The organism is Hydrogenophaga sp., assembly GCF_036675665.1.
Taxonomy (GTDB): Bacteria; Pseudomonadota; Gammaproteobacteria; order Burkholderiales; family Burkholderiaceae_C; genus Hydrogenophaga.
Genome location: NZ_JAKFEO010000008.1, coordinates 25,834 through 42,018, shown reverse-complemented (window position 1 = coordinate 42,018; position 16,185 = coordinate 25,834). Strand labels below are relative to the sequence as shown.

The 16,185-nt window shown below is 68.2% G+C and carries 15 protein-coding genes; 7 read left to right on the top strand and 8 right to left on the bottom strand.

The window, feature by feature from the left end; translation table 11 throughout:
* Positions 1-12 precede the first annotated feature (12 nt).
* Positions 13-2,724: a tannase/feruloyl esterase family alpha/beta hydrolase gene (locus V6M63_RS05415; protein WP_332740236.1), complete on the top strand. Its 2,712-nt coding sequence runs from the start codon at positions 13-15 to the stop codon at positions 2,722-2,724.
* A 73-nt stretch (positions 2,725-2,797) separates the two neighbouring features.
* Here the strand turns inward: V6M63_RS05415 and V6M63_RS05410 are convergent, their stop codons facing one another.
* From V6M63_RS05410 to V6M63_RS05395, 4 genes are read right to left on the bottom strand one after another with little or no spacing between them, the layout of a single operon-like run.
* On the bottom strand, positions 2,798-3,121 hold the full coding sequence (locus tag V6M63_RS05410; protein ID WP_332740234.1) for a non-heme iron oxygenase ferredoxin subunit: 324 nt from the start codon (positions 3,119-3,121) through the stop codon (positions 2,798-2,800).
* A 6-nt stretch (positions 3,122-3,127) separates the two neighbouring features.
* Positions 3,128-3,619, bottom strand: a complete 492-nt coding sequence (locus tag V6M63_RS05405; RefSeq protein ID WP_332740233.1) for an aromatic-ring-hydroxylating dioxygenase subunit beta — start codon at positions 3,617-3,619, stop codon at positions 3,128-3,130.
* 2 nt (positions 3,620-3,621) lie between these two features.
* A complete protein-coding gene (locus tag V6M63_RS05400; protein ID WP_332740231.1) occupies positions 3,622-4,977 on the bottom strand; it encodes an aromatic ring-hydroxylating dioxygenase subunit alpha in 1,356 nt (451 codons plus the stop codon).
* A 19-nt stretch (positions 4,978-4,996) separates the two neighbouring features.
* Positions 4,997-5,983: a 2Fe-2S iron-sulfur cluster-binding protein gene (locus V6M63_RS05395; protein WP_332740229.1), complete on the bottom strand. Its 987-nt coding sequence runs from the start codon at positions 5,981-5,983 to the stop codon at positions 4,997-4,999.
* A gap of 132 nt (positions 5,984-6,115) precedes the next feature.
* Here V6M63_RS05395 and V6M63_RS05390 point away from each other — a divergent pair, with 132 nt between their 5' ends.
* Positions 6,116-7,036 (top strand): LysR family transcriptional regulator, encoded by a 921-nt coding sequence (locus tag V6M63_RS05390; RefSeq protein WP_332740227.1) that lies wholly within the window; start codon positions 6,116-6,118, stop codon positions 7,034-7,036.
* Positions 7,037-7,043: 7 nt separating this feature from the next.
* Here V6M63_RS05390 and V6M63_RS05385 read toward each other — a convergent pair whose 3' ends face one another.
* A complete protein-coding gene (locus V6M63_RS05385; RefSeq protein WP_332740225.1) occupies positions 7,044-7,697 on the bottom strand; it encodes a DedA family protein in 654 nt (217 codons plus the stop codon).
* 35 nt (positions 7,698-7,732) lie between these two features.
* Here V6M63_RS05385 and mutL point away from each other — a divergent pair, with 35 nt between their 5' ends.
* The 5 genes from mutL to V6M63_RS05360 all read left to right on the top strand — a co-directional run bounded on the left by mutL (position 7,733) and on the right by V6M63_RS05360 (position 13,625).
* Positions 7,733-9,661 (top strand): DNA mismatch repair endonuclease MutL, encoded by a 1,929-nt coding sequence (gene mutL / locus V6M63_RS05380; RefSeq protein WP_332740224.1) that lies wholly within the window; start codon positions 7,733-7,735, stop codon positions 9,659-9,661.
* A 135-nt stretch (positions 9,662-9,796) separates the two neighbouring features.
* Complete coding sequence (locus V6M63_RS05375) at positions 9,797-10,663, top strand: alpha/beta hydrolase (protein ID WP_332740222.1); 867 nt, start codon at positions 9,797-9,799, stop codon at positions 10,661-10,663.
* A gap of 87 nt (positions 10,664-10,750) precedes the next feature.
* Positions 10,751-11,995 (top strand): Bcr/CflA family efflux MFS transporter, encoded by a 1,245-nt coding sequence (locus V6M63_RS05370; RefSeq protein WP_332740220.1) that lies wholly within the window; start codon positions 10,751-10,753, stop codon positions 11,993-11,995.
* Positions 11,996-12,003: 8 nt separating this feature from the next.
* Positions 12,004-12,969 carry a tRNA (adenosine(37)-N6)-dimethylallyltransferase MiaA gene (gene miaA / locus V6M63_RS05365; RefSeq protein WP_332740218.1) on the top strand — a complete coding sequence of 322 codons (966 nt, stop codon included), beginning with the start codon at positions 12,004-12,006 and terminating at the stop codon, positions 12,967-12,969.
* Positions 12,970-12,974: 5 nt separating this feature from the next.
* A complete protein-coding gene (locus V6M63_RS05360; protein WP_332740216.1) occupies positions 12,975-13,625 on the top strand; it encodes an ABC transporter ATP-binding protein in 651 nt (216 codons plus the stop codon).
* Positions 13,626-13,629: 4 nt separating this feature from the next.
* On the opposite strand, the gene V6M63_RS05355 is transcribed toward V6M63_RS05360, so the two are convergent.
* From V6M63_RS05355 to V6M63_RS05345, 3 genes are all read right to left on the bottom strand, one after another.
* Entirely contained in the window at positions 13,630-14,778 is a 1,149-nt protein-coding gene (locus V6M63_RS05355; protein WP_332740271.1) for an ROK family transcriptional regulator, read from the bottom strand.
* Between the two features lie 112 nt (positions 14,779-14,890).
* Entirely contained in the window at positions 14,891-15,343 is a 453-nt protein-coding gene (locus V6M63_RS05350) for an RbsD/FucU family protein (RefSeq protein ID WP_332740214.1), read from the bottom strand.
* 3 nt (positions 15,344-15,346) lie between these two features.
* On the bottom strand, positions 15,347-16,144 hold the full coding sequence (locus V6M63_RS05345) for an ATP-binding cassette domain-containing protein (protein WP_332740212.1): 798 nt from the start codon (positions 16,142-16,144) through the stop codon (positions 15,347-15,349).
* Positions 16,145-16,185: the final 41 nt, after the last annotated feature.

Here is a 16,185-nt window from a genome sequence, read left to right as displayed (position 1 = left end):
GAGACAACGGACATGGCACTTTCGCACCGCACGGGGCGCACCCCCGGCATTCCCTGTTCACCCACCTTGCTCGCCGGCACCACGCTGTGCCTGCTGCTGGCCGCCTGTGGCGGTGGTGGTTCCGACAGCGCCTCGGGCAACGACGATGACGCTGGCGGCGGCCCTCCCCTGGTGGTCACACCGCCGGTGGACGCCATGGCGGCTTGCGCCGCGCTCAGTGGTTTCACGCTCTCGGCGGCCGACCTGTCGCTGCCCACCACCGGCGCTGCGGTGACCGGCGCCACCTACCTCACCGGTGGCACGCTCGGCAACCACTGCCAGGTGCGCGGCGCCATCCGCCCGGTCGACCCGAGCGCGCCCGACATCACGTTCGCCGTCAACCTGCCCACCACCTGGAACGGCAAGGCCATCCACTTCGGCGGCGGTGGCTTCAATGGCCGCCTGATCGACGGCACCGAGCAGATCCGCTTCGGCCCGCCCGACAAGCCCGCGCCCCTGGCGCTGGGCTACGCCACCTTCGGCGACGACGGAGGCCACCGGAGCAGCAGCATCACCGACGGCTCCTTTGCTGCCCACGACGAGGCGCTCGCCAACTACGGCGGCCTGGCGCTCAAGAAGACCCACGAGGTCGCGATGAAGCTCGTGCAGGCGCGCTACGGCCGCGCGCCGACGCAGCGCTACTTCCTGGGCACCTCCACCGGTGGCCGCGATGCGCTGGCCCACATCCAGCGCTGGCCCGCCGACTACGACGGCGTGGTCGCCAACGAGCCGGCGCTCAACTACAGCGGCACGCGCCTGAGCAACCTGGCCGTCGGCCGCGCGCTCTACCTCAACGGTGGCGCGGGCTGGCTCAACGTGGCCAAGACGCTGCTGGTGCAGCGCACCGCGATGACCAGCTGCGACAGCCTTGACGGCGCAACCGACGGCATCGTGAGCAACGTGGAGAGCTGCCGCCTGCTCAACACGCAGGTGCTCAACGCGCTGCGCTGCCCCGGCGGCGTGGACACCGGCAACACCTGCCTGTCGGACGCGCAGCTCGACACGGTGCGCGCCATCGAGTCGCCGCTGGACTTCACCACCTACACCCTGGCCAACGGCGTGACACGCGCCGGCGGCTACAACCTGCTCGAAGGCGCACTGGTCGCCGGCCCCTATACCTCGCGCGACCTCGGCACGCGACCGGTGCCGGGCAACCCCGCCACCTCGGCGGACGCCAACATGTACGTCACGGGCGACCAGTGGGCCAAGTACTTCGTCACGCGATTGACCTCGTTCGATTCCCTCGGCTTCGACCCGCTGAACCCCGGCCTGTACACGGCGCGCGTGCAGGCGGCCTCCGAGCAGACCGATGCCACCAATCCCGACCTGTCGGCCTTTCTCGCGCGCGGCGGCCGCCTGATCGTGCTGCACGGCCTGGCCGACGAAGTGATCAGCCCCAACTCCACCATCGACTACTACAACCGTGTGGTCACGACCGTGGGGCGGCCGGCTGTTGACGCCGGCATCCGCTTCTACACCGTGCCCGGCATGGGCCACGGCACCGGCGTGTTCATCCCCACCTGGGACTCGCTGGCCGCGCTGGAGAACTGGGTGGAACGTGGGCTGGCGCCCGCCACCGTGACCGCCTTCGACGCGGTGGCCGGCACCTACGGCCGCACGCGCCCGCTGTGCGAATACCCGGCGTACCCCACGTACAGGGGCAGCGGCAGCCTGGACGCCGCGATGAACTTCAGCTGCGTCACCGCCGTGGGCGATCCGCTGGCCTGCGCCCACCTGCCCGTGGCCCTCACCAGCTACAAGGGCGGCAACACGCGCGGCGAGGAACTCACGCTGCAGGTGGACCCGACCACCCTGGCCTACACCATCACCATCGACGCCAGCCTGCAGCGCACCGCCGGCACGCAGCGCACGGGCACCCTGCTCGCGCAGGGACAGTGCAGCTATGCGAGTGCGGAGAGCGGCGCGGTCTTCACCTTCAGCGCCGGTGGCCTGGTGCACGGAGGTGTGGCCGCGGCCAGCGGCGGTGGTTATCTGCCGCTGCTGGCCTTCCGCGACACCTTCGTCAACACCACGGCGGGCGCTGGCTTCAACACCATCGCGGGCGATTTCAATGCCGTGGGCGCCGACCACAGCGCGGGCGGCACGCTCACCACCTCGGCAGGCACGGGCAAGATCCGCAACGCCGGCACCTGGCAGACCTGCCAGGCCACGGGCACGCCGCCCGGCTTCATGCTCTACGAAGCCAACTGCTCACCGGCCACCAAGGGCTACCTGCAGTACAGCGCCGTGCGCAATGCCTACGAACTGATGCTCACCTCCACCTGTGGCGGTGCGGGCTGCCCGTCGACACCCACCTCGGGCGGCACCGTCACCGGCTCCATCGTGGCGGGCATGGTCGGCGGCAATCCGATGCCCCTGGTGCTGCTGCGCGCGGCCGATGCCAGCAGCTCGGGCATGCGCTTCTACGCCAAACAGGCCACCATGCTGCCCGGCACCGGCGATGGCCGCTACGCGATGAACAGCACCGACGGCGCGGCCGTCGTCGACGCCACCGTGCTGGGCAGCAGCCTCACACGTGGCGCATTGGCCGATGTGCTGGACTTCGATACCCCGGTGGTGGGCGTGGCGCAGACCCGCGCGGCATCGCCGGGCCACCTGCTGTTCAACAACGGCGCGCTCGGCCAGCTCGAGGGCGGTCGCCTGCTGCTGGGGGTGCGGCACTGAGGGGAGACCATGGGCGGACATGCGGGTCGCCCAGCGCCGCCGAGGCACCGGGCTCCGCGAACAGTGAGCGGTCTCAACCTTGCAGGTGCAGCAACACCCGCCCGCCTTCGATGCGCACCGGGTGGCAGCGCAGCGCGTCGGTGGCCGGCGCGCAGGTCGCGCTGCCATCGCGAATGTCGAACCTGCCCTGGTGCAGCGGGCACTCGATCTCGTGCCCTTCGAGGAAACCGTCGCACAGGCGCGCCTGGCCATGGGTGCAGGTGTTGTCGGTGGCGAACACGCTGCCGTCCACCTTGTAGAGCGCGATGTCGCGGCCAGCGACCTGCACCCCGATCACGTCGTCCTCGGGAACGTCGGCTTCGTCACTGGCGTCCAGCCATTCCTGGTCGTTGCTCATGGTGTGTCAGATGGGGTAGATGATGGAATTCGGGATCATTTCGCTGTCGTACACGCACAGCCGCGAGGCGAACTTCAGCCCCTCGGGCGTGCGCACGATCACGTCGAGGTAGCGACCGACGTTGAAGACCGTCGATTCGTGCGACAGCTTGGTGCGGAACACCGCGTAGTTGGCCTCGACCTCGAAGCGATCGGCTTCGGCCTTGTGCACCAGCGGTGCGCCCACCACGTGGCGCTGGTAGTAGGGATCGTGGAACAGCGTTTCCTTGATCCCGTAGGCCCGGTCCTTGAGCATGCCTTTGCTCTCGAAAAACAGCGTGGCCAGCGGGAAACCGCGCTCGTGGTTCTCGCGTGGGATCAGCTTGTAGACGCAGTCGTCGATGAAGAACTCGGGCCAGAGGTCCCAGTCGCCGGAATCGACCGCCTGGGCGTAGTCGGCGTACAGGCGTGTGATCGCCAGGTGGTCCTCGAAGCGAATGTCTGGTGTGAGGCCGCTCATGCTCAGGCCTCCATCACTTCACGCCAGTACTGGTACATGCCACGGATCAGCGTCTCCGTGACCATGTGGTCGGTGTCGCCCACCTCGCGCCCGCCGAGCTCGGCCAGGGTGCGGTGGTACGGCTTCTGCTCGAACCCCTGCTGCGAGAACTCGATCACCTCGCCGTCGTCCGCCGAGACAAAGCCCGCCGGGCCGAACAGGTTGGCCTGGCGCAGGCGGCGCTGGGTCATCTCGTCGCTGTCGTCTTCAAAACCGAAGTGCGTCCAGACGAAATCGAAGGCGCCATGGCCGTCGGGCTGGATGTGCCGCGTCGACACGCTGTTGACCTGTTGCTGCAGGATGATGCTGGGAAAGATCGTCATCATCACCGCCGTGGGAACAGGTGCCCCCACGCTCGGCGCTTCGCGTGCTTCGCTGCCCCCCGAGGGGGCGTCCGACGCCTTGGGGCGGCCCGGCGCCGTCGGCCCGCCCCACCAGGGCTCGGGCACGATGTCCAGGAAACGGGGGTCGTGCAGTTGCATGCTCTCCTTGAAGCTGGAGACCTGGGTGACCTGCTCGGCCTTGCCCGACTGGCCGCGCGTGGAGATCATGGCGGCGTGCCGGTGGCGCGCGTCCATCTTGAGCTCGCTCTTGTTGTCGGCGCGCCAGAGGCCGAAGGTGACGAACCAGGTGTGCAGCAGGCCCGGGTGGTAGGGGTCCTTGATGTTCTCCTGCATCAGCTTCCAGTTGCCCGGGATGCGCTGGCGGTTGTAGCCCAGGATGGTGAGCTTGCGGCCGTTGAACAGCCGGTCGAAATAGCCCAGGATGGTCGGACCGAGAAACTCCTCCAGCGACTCGATGCCGTGGTCGAAGCTGGCAAACACCACCCCGCCGCGCGTGGCCACCTTGAGCCGGTTCAGGCCGTGGTCGGCGGTCTGGAAATCGGCCGGCATGCCGCCGTTGACCTTGCCGTCCTGTTTCACGCCGCGGCGAAACGGCACCCCCTGCAGATCGCCCTTGAGGGTGTAGCTCCACTGGTGGTAGGGGCAGACGAATTCCTTCTTGTTGCCGTGGCGCTCGCGGCAGAACTGCATGCCCCGGTGGGCGCAGACGTTCTCCACCACGCCGATGCCCCCATCGGCGTCGCGCACCATGATGACCGAGCGCTCGCCCACCACCGTGCGCTTGTAGTCGCCCGCGTTCGGCACCTCGGCTTCCAGGCCGACATAGTTCCAGTGCTTCGTGTAGAAGAAACGCTCGAGCTCCTTCTTGTGCAGCTCCGCATCCGTGTAGACCATGAAGGGGATGCGGCTCGTGCCCTCGGATTCCCAGCGGATGCGCTGCGGGAACGTGCCTTCGACGGCGGGTGATGTGCTCATGGGTGCTGTCTCCTTCTGTTCAGGTGTTGCTGGCGTAGAACGCGTCGGCGTACATCTGCCCGGGCACCACGCCCATGCGCTGCACGAGCCGCGACGCGGCTTCCACCATGGGTGGCGCGCCACAGAGGTAGGCGCGAAAGCCTTGCAGGTCGGGCCAGTCCTGCTCGATCGCGTCGGTAACCAGACCCGTGCGGCAACCCGGCGCGCGGCCCGAGGCAACCACCGTGTGCACCTTCAGCTTGGGATACCGCTGCTGAAGTTCGGCCAGCCAGTCCTGCCCATACACGTCGCGTTCGGAGCGCACACCGAAGTAGAGGTGGATGGGGTTGTGCATGCCCGATGCGACCACGCCACGCACGATGGACAGGATGGGCGCGAGGCCAGTGCCGCCCGCCACGCAGAGCATGGGGCCGGTGTGCTTGCGGCGCAGGTAGGCCGAGCCCAGCGGGCCGGTCACGCGCACCGCGTCGCCCACCTTCAGCTCGCGCTCGATGTAGCCCGTCACGCGGCCATCGGGCACGCGCCGCACATGGAATTCGAGCTCGCCATCGGTGCACAGGCCGGCCATGGAATAAGGGCGGATGTGGTCGGGCGTGAACTGCAGTTGCGCGTATTGACCGGGCGAGAACTCCAGCGGTTTGGCGGGCTTGAGCCGCAGGCGCCGGATGTCGTGCGTGGGCGACTCGATCGCGACCACGGTGGCCTTGATGATGCGCGCGGGGTGCACCACCACCTCGTCGGGTTCGGGAATCTCGACGGTGCAGGGTTCGGTGAGGAAGGTCTGGCAGGCGAGCACGCTGGCCGCGTCGTCCAGGGCTTGCGGTGGCCGCTGTTCGCGGCCGGACTCCAGCACATGCCCCGAGGTCACCTTGCAGCGGCAGGTGCCACAGCGGCCCGCCAGGCAGCTGTACGACACCGGGATGTCGTGGGCGCGCAGCGCCTCCAGCAGGTTCACGCCCGCGTCGACACGCAGCGTGCGCTGCAGCGGGCGTACATGAATGTCCATCGTGGTGCGTCTCGGGGGTTTTTGTGGGAACGGAGGCCATGATCACTACCGCATGAAAATCAGTCAATGCGATGAGATCGATTGACACTATCATTCATATCAATATTGAAGAGCCCACCTCAGAGACCCGCCATGAAGCTCGAAGAGATCGACCTGAACCTGCTGGTCGTGTTCAACCAGTTGCTGACCGAACGCAAGGTCTCCAAGGTGGCCGAGAACCTGGGCCTGGGGCAACCGGCGGTGAGCAACGCACTGGCCCGGCTGCGCAAGCTGTTCGACGACGAGCTGTTCCTGCGCACCGCCCACGGCATGCAGCCCACGCCCTATGCCGAACAGTTGGCCGAGTCGATCGGCTATGCGCTCGGCATGATCCACAGCGCGGTGAACGCACGCAGCTCGTTCGACCCGGCCACCAGCCAGCGCAGCTTCTCCGTGGGGATGACCGACATCGGCGAGATCTATTTCCTGCCGCTGCTGATGCAGCGCATCCGGCAGTTGGCGCCCTCGGTGACCATCAGCACGGTGCGCAACACTTCGCTGCACTTGCGCGACGCGATGGAGGCCGGCCAGGTCGATCTGGCGATTGGCCTGCTGCCGCAGCTCAAGGCCGGCTTCTTTCAGCGACGCCTGTTCGAGCAGCGCTACGTGTGCCTGTTCCGGCAGGGGCATCCGCTTGATCTCAAGCGCATGAAGGCGGCCGATTTTTTTGCCGCCGAACATGTGGCCGTGGTCTCGGCCGGCACGGGGCATGGGCAGGTGGACGAGATTCTCGACAACCACTCGCCGCAGCGGCGCGTGAAGCTGAAAGTGCCGCACTTCGTGGCCATTGGCCACATCCTTCAGTCCACCGACCTGATCGCCACCGTGCCCGAGCGCCTGGCCGAGCGCATGGTGCAACCTTTCGGTCTGAAGCACCTGCCGCACCCGGTGGACTTGCCCAGGATAGCCATCAACGTGTTCTGGCACGCGAAGTACCACAAGGACCCGGCCAACCAGTGGCTGCGCAACCTGGTCTTCGAGCTGCACGCCGACCGCACGGGCGCGCGGCCATGAGCCCGGTTCAGGCCGGGTTGCGCTTGGCCTCGCGGCTGGCCTTCCAGCCGCCGTACAGGGCGATGAGGCCCGGAATGAAAATCATGGCCCAGATGATCTTGCTCAGGTTGGTCTGCACCCAGGGCAGGTTGCCGAACCAGTAGCCCGCGGCCGTGAGGCCCACCACCCAGATCAGCGCGCCGATCACGTTGTAGGCAGTGAACTTGGTGCGCGTCATCTCGGCCACACCGGCCACGAAGGGCGCAAAGGTGCGGATGAAAGGCATGAAGCGCGCGAGGATGATGGTGATGCCGCCGTAGCGTTCGTAGAACGCATGCGCCTGGTTGAAGGCATTGCGGTTGAACAGGCGTGAGTTCTCCCACTGGAACACCTTGGGTCCGAAGTAGCGGCCGATCGAATAGTTGGTCTGGTCGCCCAGCACGGCCGCGGCCACCAGCAGGCCCATGGCCAGCGGCAGGCTCATCAGGCCCGCGCCGCACAGCGTGCCCACCACGAACAGCAGCGAATCGCCCGGCAGAAAGGGCATGACCACCAAGCCGGTCTCGGTGAAGATGATCAGGAACAACAGGGCATAGACCCAGGCGCCATAGTTCTGAACAAAGGTCTGCAGGTGCTGGTCGACGTGCAGGATGAAGTCGATGAGAAAGGCAATCAGTTCCATGGAGGGGGATTATCCCTGCCGCCTACAATTTGATCGTGACAACCCCACCCAGCACCCTCCAGCCGCCGCGTCGGCCCATCCGCGAACTCCCCGATGAACTGATCAGCCAGATCGCTGCGGGCGAGGTGGTGGAGCGGCCGGCCTCGGTGGTGCGCGAACTGGTGGACAACGCGCTGGACGCCGGCGCCACGCAGATCACGCTGCGTCTGCAGGCCGGCGGCGTGCGGCTCATCGGCGTGGAAGACAACGGCAGCGGCATCCTGCGCAGCGAACTGCCCAACGCGCTCAAGCGCCACGCCACCAGCAAGATCGCGAGCCTCTCCGATCTGGAATCGGTGGGCACCATGGGGTTCCGTGGCGAGGCGCTGGCCGCCATCTGCTCCATCGCGGAGGTCTCGCTGCTCACACGCGTGGACACGGCCGATGAGCCCCACGGCTGGCTGCTCGATGGCCGCAGCGGCGAACTGCAACCCACCGCCCGCGCGCCCGGCACCACGGTGGAGGTGCGCGAACTGTTCTTCGCCACGCCGGCGCGGCGCAAGTTCCTCAAGACCGATGCCACCGAGCTGGCCCACTGCATCGAGGCGGTGCGCCGCCACGCGCTGGCGCGGCCCGACGTGGGTTTTGCGATCTGGCACGACGGCAAGTTGGTGGCGCAGTGGCGCGCCGTGGCCGGTGGCGGCATGGACGCCCTGCGCCAGCGCCTGGCCGACGTGCTGGGTGACGATTTCGTGCAGCAGGCCGTGGCGCTGAACTGGCCGCTGGACGCACCGGACGACGCCGGAGCGCAGCGCCTGCGCGTGTGGGGCTTCGCGGGTGTGCCCGACGCCGCGCGCTCGCGCGCCGACTGGCAGTTCGCCTACGTGAACGGTCGTTACGTGCGCGACAAGACCATCACCCACGCCGCGCGCAGCGCCTACGAAGACGTGCTGCACGGCCACCGCCAGCCGGTGTATGCGCTCTTCGTCTCGCTCGACCCGGCGCGGGTGGACGTGAACGTGCACCCGACCAAGATCGAGGTGCGGTTTCGCGATGGACGCGAAGTGCACCAGGGCGTGCGGCACGCGGTGGAAGCGGCACTCGCCGTGCCTCGCTCAGGTTCAACAGCCGAGCCCGCGAGCACGGCGCCTGCACCCGCATGGACGCCGCCAGCACGGCAAGATGGATTTGCGTTCCGGCCTCGTGAGCCCGGGGTGGAGCACCGGGTGAGCGATATCGCAGCCTTGTGGGGCACGGGTGCTGGCGAGGCTTCGATCCTTCGACAAGCTCAGGACGAGCGGGTGGCAGACCGAATGGATTTCACGTCAGGCTCCCACCCCAACTCCGTTCGGGCTGAGCCTGTCGTAGCCCCCACCCACCCACAGCCCCTGCCCACCGGCGACTGGCCCCTGGGTCGCGCCATCGCCCAGCTGCAAGGCGTCTACATCCTGGCCGAGAACACCCAGGGCCTGGTGGTGGTCGACATGCACGCCGCGCACGAGCGCATCGTCTACGAACGACTCAAGCAGCAGTTGGACGACCAGCAGGTGGCCAGCCAGCCGCTGCTGATCCCGGCCACGTTTTCCGCCACACCCGACGAGGTGGCCACCGCCGAAGACTGCACCGAGGTGCTCAAGACACTGGGCCTGGAGGTCACCGCACTCTCGCCCAGGACGCTGGCGGTGCGCGCCGTGCCCACCACCCTCGCCCAGGGCGACCCGGTGGAGCTGGCGCGCAGCGTGCTCGCCGAGCTGGGCCTGCACGATGCAAGCACCGTGGTGCAACGCGCGCGCAACGAGCTGCTGGCCACCATGGCCTGCCACGGCGCGGTGCGTGCCAACCGGCGCCTGACGCTGGACGAGATGAACGCGCTGCTGCGCCAGATGGAAGTGACCGAGCGCTCCGACCAGTGCAACCACGGCCGCCCGACCTGGCGCCAGGTGGGCATGAAAGAGTTGGACGCGCTGTTCCTGCGCGGGCGTTGAACGGCCTGTCCCGGCCTTTGGTCGGGAATTCAGCGAAAAATCCAGCCACCCGCCATGATGGGCGTCCCCGCCGGCACGGAACGTGCGCGCAGCGACGTGTGAACTTTTTACCAGGCGAGCCGCTCCATACCCGTCATGAAACGACTGATTGCCCTCCTGCTGGCCTCGCTGGCACTGCTCGCCGGTTGCGCCACGCTCGACGAGCAGCAGCGCGCCTGGATCTTCCAGCCGTCGGACCGCAGCTGGGCTGGCGGCACCTACGCGGCCGAGAGCATGGAAGACGTGTGGATCGACTTCACCTCGCACGTCACCGACAAACCCGTCAAGCTGCATGGGCTGTGGGCACAGAACGAGAACTTCACCGCGCGCGCCGATGCACCGGTGATGCTCTACCTGCACGGTGCGCGCTTCAACGTGACCGGCTCGGCCTTTCGCGCCCAACGCATGCAGGAACTCGGCTTCTCGGTGCTCGCCATCGACTACCGCGGCTTCGGCAAGAGCACCAACGAGCTGCCCTCGGAGACCAAGGCCTACGAGGACGCTCGCGCCGCCTGGGACTGGCTGGGCGACAAGTACCCCGGGCGGCCGCGCTACATCTTTGGCCATTCGCTGGGCGGCGCCATCGCCATCGAACTGGCGGCGCAGGTGAAGGACGAGGCCGGCACGGTGGTCGAGGGCACCTTCACCTCCATCCCCGACGTGGTGAGCACCTTCAAATGGGGCTGGTTGCCGGTGAGTCTCCTGATCACCCAGCGCTTTGAAGCGGTGAAGCGTGTGCCCGACATCGGCTCGCCGCTGCTCGTGGTGCATGGCGGAGCCGACCGGTTGATCCAGCCCGAGCTCGGGCGCAAGCTGTACGACGCCGCCGCTGGCCGCAAGTCCTTCGTGCTGGTCGAGGGCGGCTCGCACCACAACACCAACTCGGTCGGGCAGGCGCAGTACCGCACCGCGCTGGCCAGCCTGTTCGGCCTCGACGACTCGATCGACGTCGTCAAGCGCTGAGCCTGTCGGTGCGGTGGAGGCACCGGGAAAATTCCAAGGGCTTCTGCTACCCTCGACCGGATGCCCGCAACGCCATCCTCTTCAGCCATGTCACCCGGTCTTGTGGTGCTGGCGCTCTCTCTTCTGCTGGGCCTGCAGCCCATCGCCACCGACCTGTACCTGCCCGCCCTGCCCGCCCTCACGGCCGGCTTTGGCGCGGCCATGTCGCAGGCCCAGCTCACGCTCACCGCGCTGCTGCTGGCGTTTGGCGTGTCGCAGATGTTCTGGGGTCCGCTGTCGGACCGCTTTGGCCGGCGCCCTGTTCTGCTGATCGGCATGAGCGCCTTCGTGGTGGCGTCGGTCGGCAGCACCTTTTCGCCCTCCATCGAACAGCTCATCGTCTGGCGCGCGGTGCAGGGCGCGGCCATGGGCGCGGGCGTGATGTGCGCGCGCGCCCTCGTGCGCGATCTGTACCTGCCCACCGAAGGCGCGCGCATGATGTCCAAAGGCCTCACCGGGCTGGGCGTGATCGCCTGCGCCAGCGCGCCGCTGGGCGGCTTCCTGTCCGACCTGCTGGGCTGGCGTCTGTCGCTGATGGCCGTGGCCGTGTTCGGTGCCATCACGCTGGGCGTGATCGCCTGGCGGTTCGAGGAAACCCTGCTCGCGAAGAACCCCCGCGCCCTGCAACCCGCCATGCTGCTGGGCACCTGGGTGCAGATCGCGCGCCACCCCACCTTCTGGGCCTTTGCACTGCTCTCCGCCACCTCGTACTGCGGCCTGTTCACCTTCCTCGCGGCCTCACCCTTCGTGTTCATCCAGGTGCTCGGCATGACCAAGACGGGTTATGGCCTGCTGATGATGACGATGTCGCTGAGCTACATCGCGGGCACCTTCATCTGCCGCCGTCTGCTGCTGCTTCTGGGCGTGCGGCGCACCGTGGCCGTGGCCGCGGTGTTCACGCTGGTGGGTGGCACCAGCATGGGTGTGCTGGCCTGGCTGGGCGTGCAGAGCGCCTGGGCCATCATGTTGCCGTTCTACCTGTTCATGATGGGTCACGGTGTGCACCAGCCCTGCAGCCAGAGTGGCGCGGTGGGTCCGTTTCCGCAGGCCGCCGGCGCGGCATCGGCACTGGCCGGTTTCATCATGATGATCGCGGCATTTCTGGTGGGCGGCTGGCTGGGCCAAAGCCTGGCAACCATTCAGGCCGGCACCGGTACGGTGCACCCGCTCACCAACGGCATCTGGTTCTGGAGCGTGTTCATCTCCCTGACCGCCTGGACGCTGGTGCAGCGCTTTGGCGAGAGCCGACCCGGGCCCGAGCGCGCGGCGCCGGGCAGCGTGGCGCAAGGCTGACCCGGTCCATGCCCCACGTGTCCTGCATCGGCCTGGCCGGGCCCACCGCCAGCGGCAAGAGCGCAGCCTCGCTGGCCATCGCACAGCGCTGGCCGGTGGAGATCATCAGTGTCGACTCGGCGCTGGTCTATCGCGGCATGGACATCGGCACCGCCAAGCCCAGCGCGGCCGAACAAGCGCTGGTGCCGCACCACCTGATCGACATCCTCGACCCGCTGCAGAGTTACAGCGCAGCCGACTTCGTGCGCGACACCCTCCGGCTGGTGGCCGAGATCAACCAGCGCGGGCGCACCGCCTTGCTGGTGGGCGGCACCATGCTGTACTTCAAGGCGCTGCTGGTGGGCCTGGACGACATGCCGCAGGCCGACGTCGCGGTGCGGGAGCGCATTGACGCCCAGGCCAAGGCACTCGGCTGGCCGGCGCTGCACGCGGAGCTGATGCGGGTCGACCCGGTGACGGCCGCGCGCCTGGCGCCCTTGGATGCGCAGCGCATCCAGCGCGCCCTCGAGGTGTTCGAGGTCTCGGGTCGGCCGCTCTCCAGCTTTCAGACCGGGCGCACGCACAACCCCGACAGCCCGCTCGCACCGGGGCAGCTGATCTCGCTGGAGCCGCTGGACCGCGCCTGGCTGCACGCGCGCATCGCGCAGCGCTTCGATGTGATGTTGGCTGAGGGCTTCCTCGACGAAGTGAAGCGCCTGCGCGCGCGCGGCGACCTGGGCACCGACCTGCCTTCGATGCGCTGCGTGGGCTACCGGCAGGCCTGGGAACTGCTGGACGCGCACGGCAACACGCTCGCCCCCGAGCAACTCGCCGAGTTGCGCGAACTCGGCATCGCGGCCACGCGCCAGCTCGCCAAGCGCCAGCTCACCTGGTTGCGTTCCATGCCGCAGCGCCGGGTCATTGCGTGCGACGCACCCGATGCGCTGGCGCGCGTGATCGAATCGGTGCAAGCCCTGTTGGGCGCACCCACCTGAACCGCATGTCCCTCGTCGTCGAACAACTCGGCAAACGCTATGGGCACACCACTGTCTTCAGCGGCGTGAACCTCACGGTGGCGCCCGGTGAGTTCATTGCCATCGTGGGCGAATCGGGTGTGGGCAAGTCCAGCCTGCTCAACTGCCTGGCCGCGCTGGACGACTGGAGCGAAGGCCGCATCACGCACGCGGGTGTGGAACTCGGTGCCCTGAGCGACACGCAGCGCGCGCACTGGCGCCGCGAGCACCTGGGCTTCGTGTTCCAGGCCTTCCATGTGCTGCCCCACCTGGACGTGGCGCAGAACGTGGGCCTGCCCCTGCTGTTGCTGGGTCGGCCTGATGCGGCACGCGTGCAGCAGATGCTGGATGCCGTGGGTCTGGGTGAGCTCGGCGCGCGCCTGCCGGCCGAACTCTCGGGTGGCCAACTGCAGCGTGTGGCCATTGCCCGTGCGCTGGTGCACCGCCCCAGCCTGCTGCTGGCCGACGAGCCCACCGGCAACCTCGACCCCACCACCGCCGCGCAGGTGATGGGCGTGCTGGAGCAGCAGGCTCGGGAGAGCGGCGCCGCGCTGGTGCTCGTCACACATTCCCAGGCCGCTGCCGCGCGCGCGCAGCGCGTGTTGAACCTCACCGCCGGCGGACTGCAGCCGGCTTGAGGTTTCAGACCTTGAGGATGACGTCGTGGTCGGGCGCGAAGCAGGCGTGCAGCGGCAGCAGCGCGCCGCCCAGCGCGCGCGCGTCCGAGCCGATGCTGCCCAACTCCAGACGTGGGCGGTGCAGACCTTCCCAGCTGTAGGTCGCCAGCGCCGCGCGCGTGCGCTCGCACAGGGCGCGCAACAGATCGGGTGCGATCGCTCCGTCCATCACCACCGCCTCCACATCGAGAAACGCCGTGCCCGAGACCACGCACTGCGCCAGCGCCGGCGCTGCGCGCGCTATCCACTCCTGGCTGTACGGCAACCAGGGCGCCTGCAGGGCACGCGCATCGTAGGCGGCCATCGGGTCCAGGCCGTGCTGGCGAAAGCGCTGCTCCAGGTCCCAGAGCGACGCTTCGCTGATGAGCTGCGGCGCCGGCTCACTGCCCTGCGCCACGCGCAGCGGCAGTGAGGCAACAGCGCCCGCGTTGCCGTGGATGCCGCGGTGCAGGTGCGAGTCGAGCACCAGACCACCGCCGACAAAGGTGTCCATGAACAGGTAGAGAAAACTGCGGATGTCGCGCCCTCGCCCCTGCAGCAGCTCGGCCACGCAGGCGGCCGAGGTGTCCTTGGCAAAGCTCACCGGCAGCTCGGTGAGCTTCTGCACTTCGGCACCCAGGTCGATCTGGTTCCAGCTTTGCGATTGTTCGGCCGTGAGGCCCAGCATGCGGTGCCAGCCACCCAGCTGGAACGGCGCGGCCACGCCCACCCCCACCACGCGGTCGCTCAGGGGCCCCAGCTTCTTCAGCAGGCGGTGGAGGTTGGTCTTGATCGCGGGCAGCAGCACCGGGATGTCGGGAAAGGCGTAGTCCAGCACCAGGCGCTCGCGCACCTGGCCGGTGAAGTCCACCAGCAACCAGTCGGCGCTGCGCCGACCGACCTTGATGCCGATGGCGAACGCGCCGTCGGGGTGAAGGCCCAGCGGCACCGAGGGCTGGCCCACGCGCCCGCGCACCGGTGCCTCGCGCCGCAGCAGCTGGTCTTCGTCGAGCCGGGCCGTGATCAGCCCGATGGTCTGGGCGGTGAGCCCGGTCAGGCGCGCGATGTCGGCCTTGGCCAGGCTGCCGTGCACGCGCAGGGCCTGCAGCACCACGCGCTCGTTGAACTGGCGCATGCCCACCTGGTTGGAGCCCCGCGGTCGCAGGCGCGGCTGATCGCCCGGCTCAACATCGGGAACGGCTTCGGTGGCGTCGTTGGGGTTCACTGCGTCGGCTTCGGTGTCGGGTTCAGGTGCGCAAAGTGTCGCCGATGACACCCTTGCGCAGGATGAAGTTGCCCCAGGGCTGCAACTCGCCGGTGACCACGATGGCGTAGGCCTTCTTCACACGCTCGTAGAAGGCAAAACGCTCCACCGCTTCGGCCTGGCCCTCCACGAGGCCTTCGGCGGCCAGCACAGCCAGCGTCTCGCGCTGCAGGGCCGAGCGGTAGGGCGCCTCGGTACCGCCCACCTGCATGTAGGCCACCGGCTGCGGCACGTCATCCGCCAGTGGCAGCACGCTGGCCACGGCCTGCACCGTGCGCGCCATGCCCACGCCGGGCAGGCGCAGCACGGTCTTGCCCGCGCCCAGGCTCATGGCGGTGAAGTTCGCATCGGCGAGCACCAGCGCGTCGTCGTGACCCATCTCGGCCAGCAGTTTCAGCAGCTCGGGGCTGAGCAGGGGGTCGATGCCTTTGAGCATGGTTCAGGCGAGCGCTTCGGGTGGCAGTTCTTCGGCCAGCTTGGCGCCGGTCATCACCGCCACGGTGTCGCTCATGCTGATCACCTTGGGGTTGACCACCGCGGCGCGCTTGCCCAGGCGCGCGATATGGATGCGGTCGGCGATCTCGAACACGTGCGGCATGTTGTGGCTGATGAGAATCACCGGCAGGCCCTTGTCGCGCACGCGGCGGATGAGTTCGAGCACCATGTTGCCTTCCTTCACGCCAAGGGCCGCAGTGGGCTCGTCCATGATGACCACGTGCTGCGCGAAGGCCGCGGCGCGCGCCACCGCCACGCACTGGCGCTGGCCGCCCGAGAGTGTCTCCACCGCCTGCGTCATGGAGCGGATGCCGACCTTGAGGTCGTTCATGCGAGAGATGCTCTCGGCCAGCATCTGCTTCTTGTCCAGCAGCCGCAGGAAGCGGCCGAGGAAGCCAGCGCGCAGGATCTCGCGGCCGAGGAACAGGTTCTCGGCGATGGTCATGGCCGGCGCCACGGCGAGGTCCTGGTAGACGGTCTCGATGCCGGCGCGGCGCGCATCGATCGGGCTCTTGAAATGGATGTGCTGGCCATCGAGGTAGATCTCGCCTTCGTCGGGGATGGTCGCCCCCGAGAGCGCCTTGATCAGGCTCGATTTGCCGGCGCCGTTGTCGCCGATCACGGCCAGGATCTCACCGGCTCGCAGTTCGAAGTCGGCGCCGTCCAGCGCGGTGACCTGGCCGTAGCGTTTGACCAGGCCCTTGGCCTGGATCACGAGCGTTGTGGAAGCATTCAGAGCCATGTCATTTCTCCAGCGAGAGGGATGTTGGGCGCGCAAGGGGG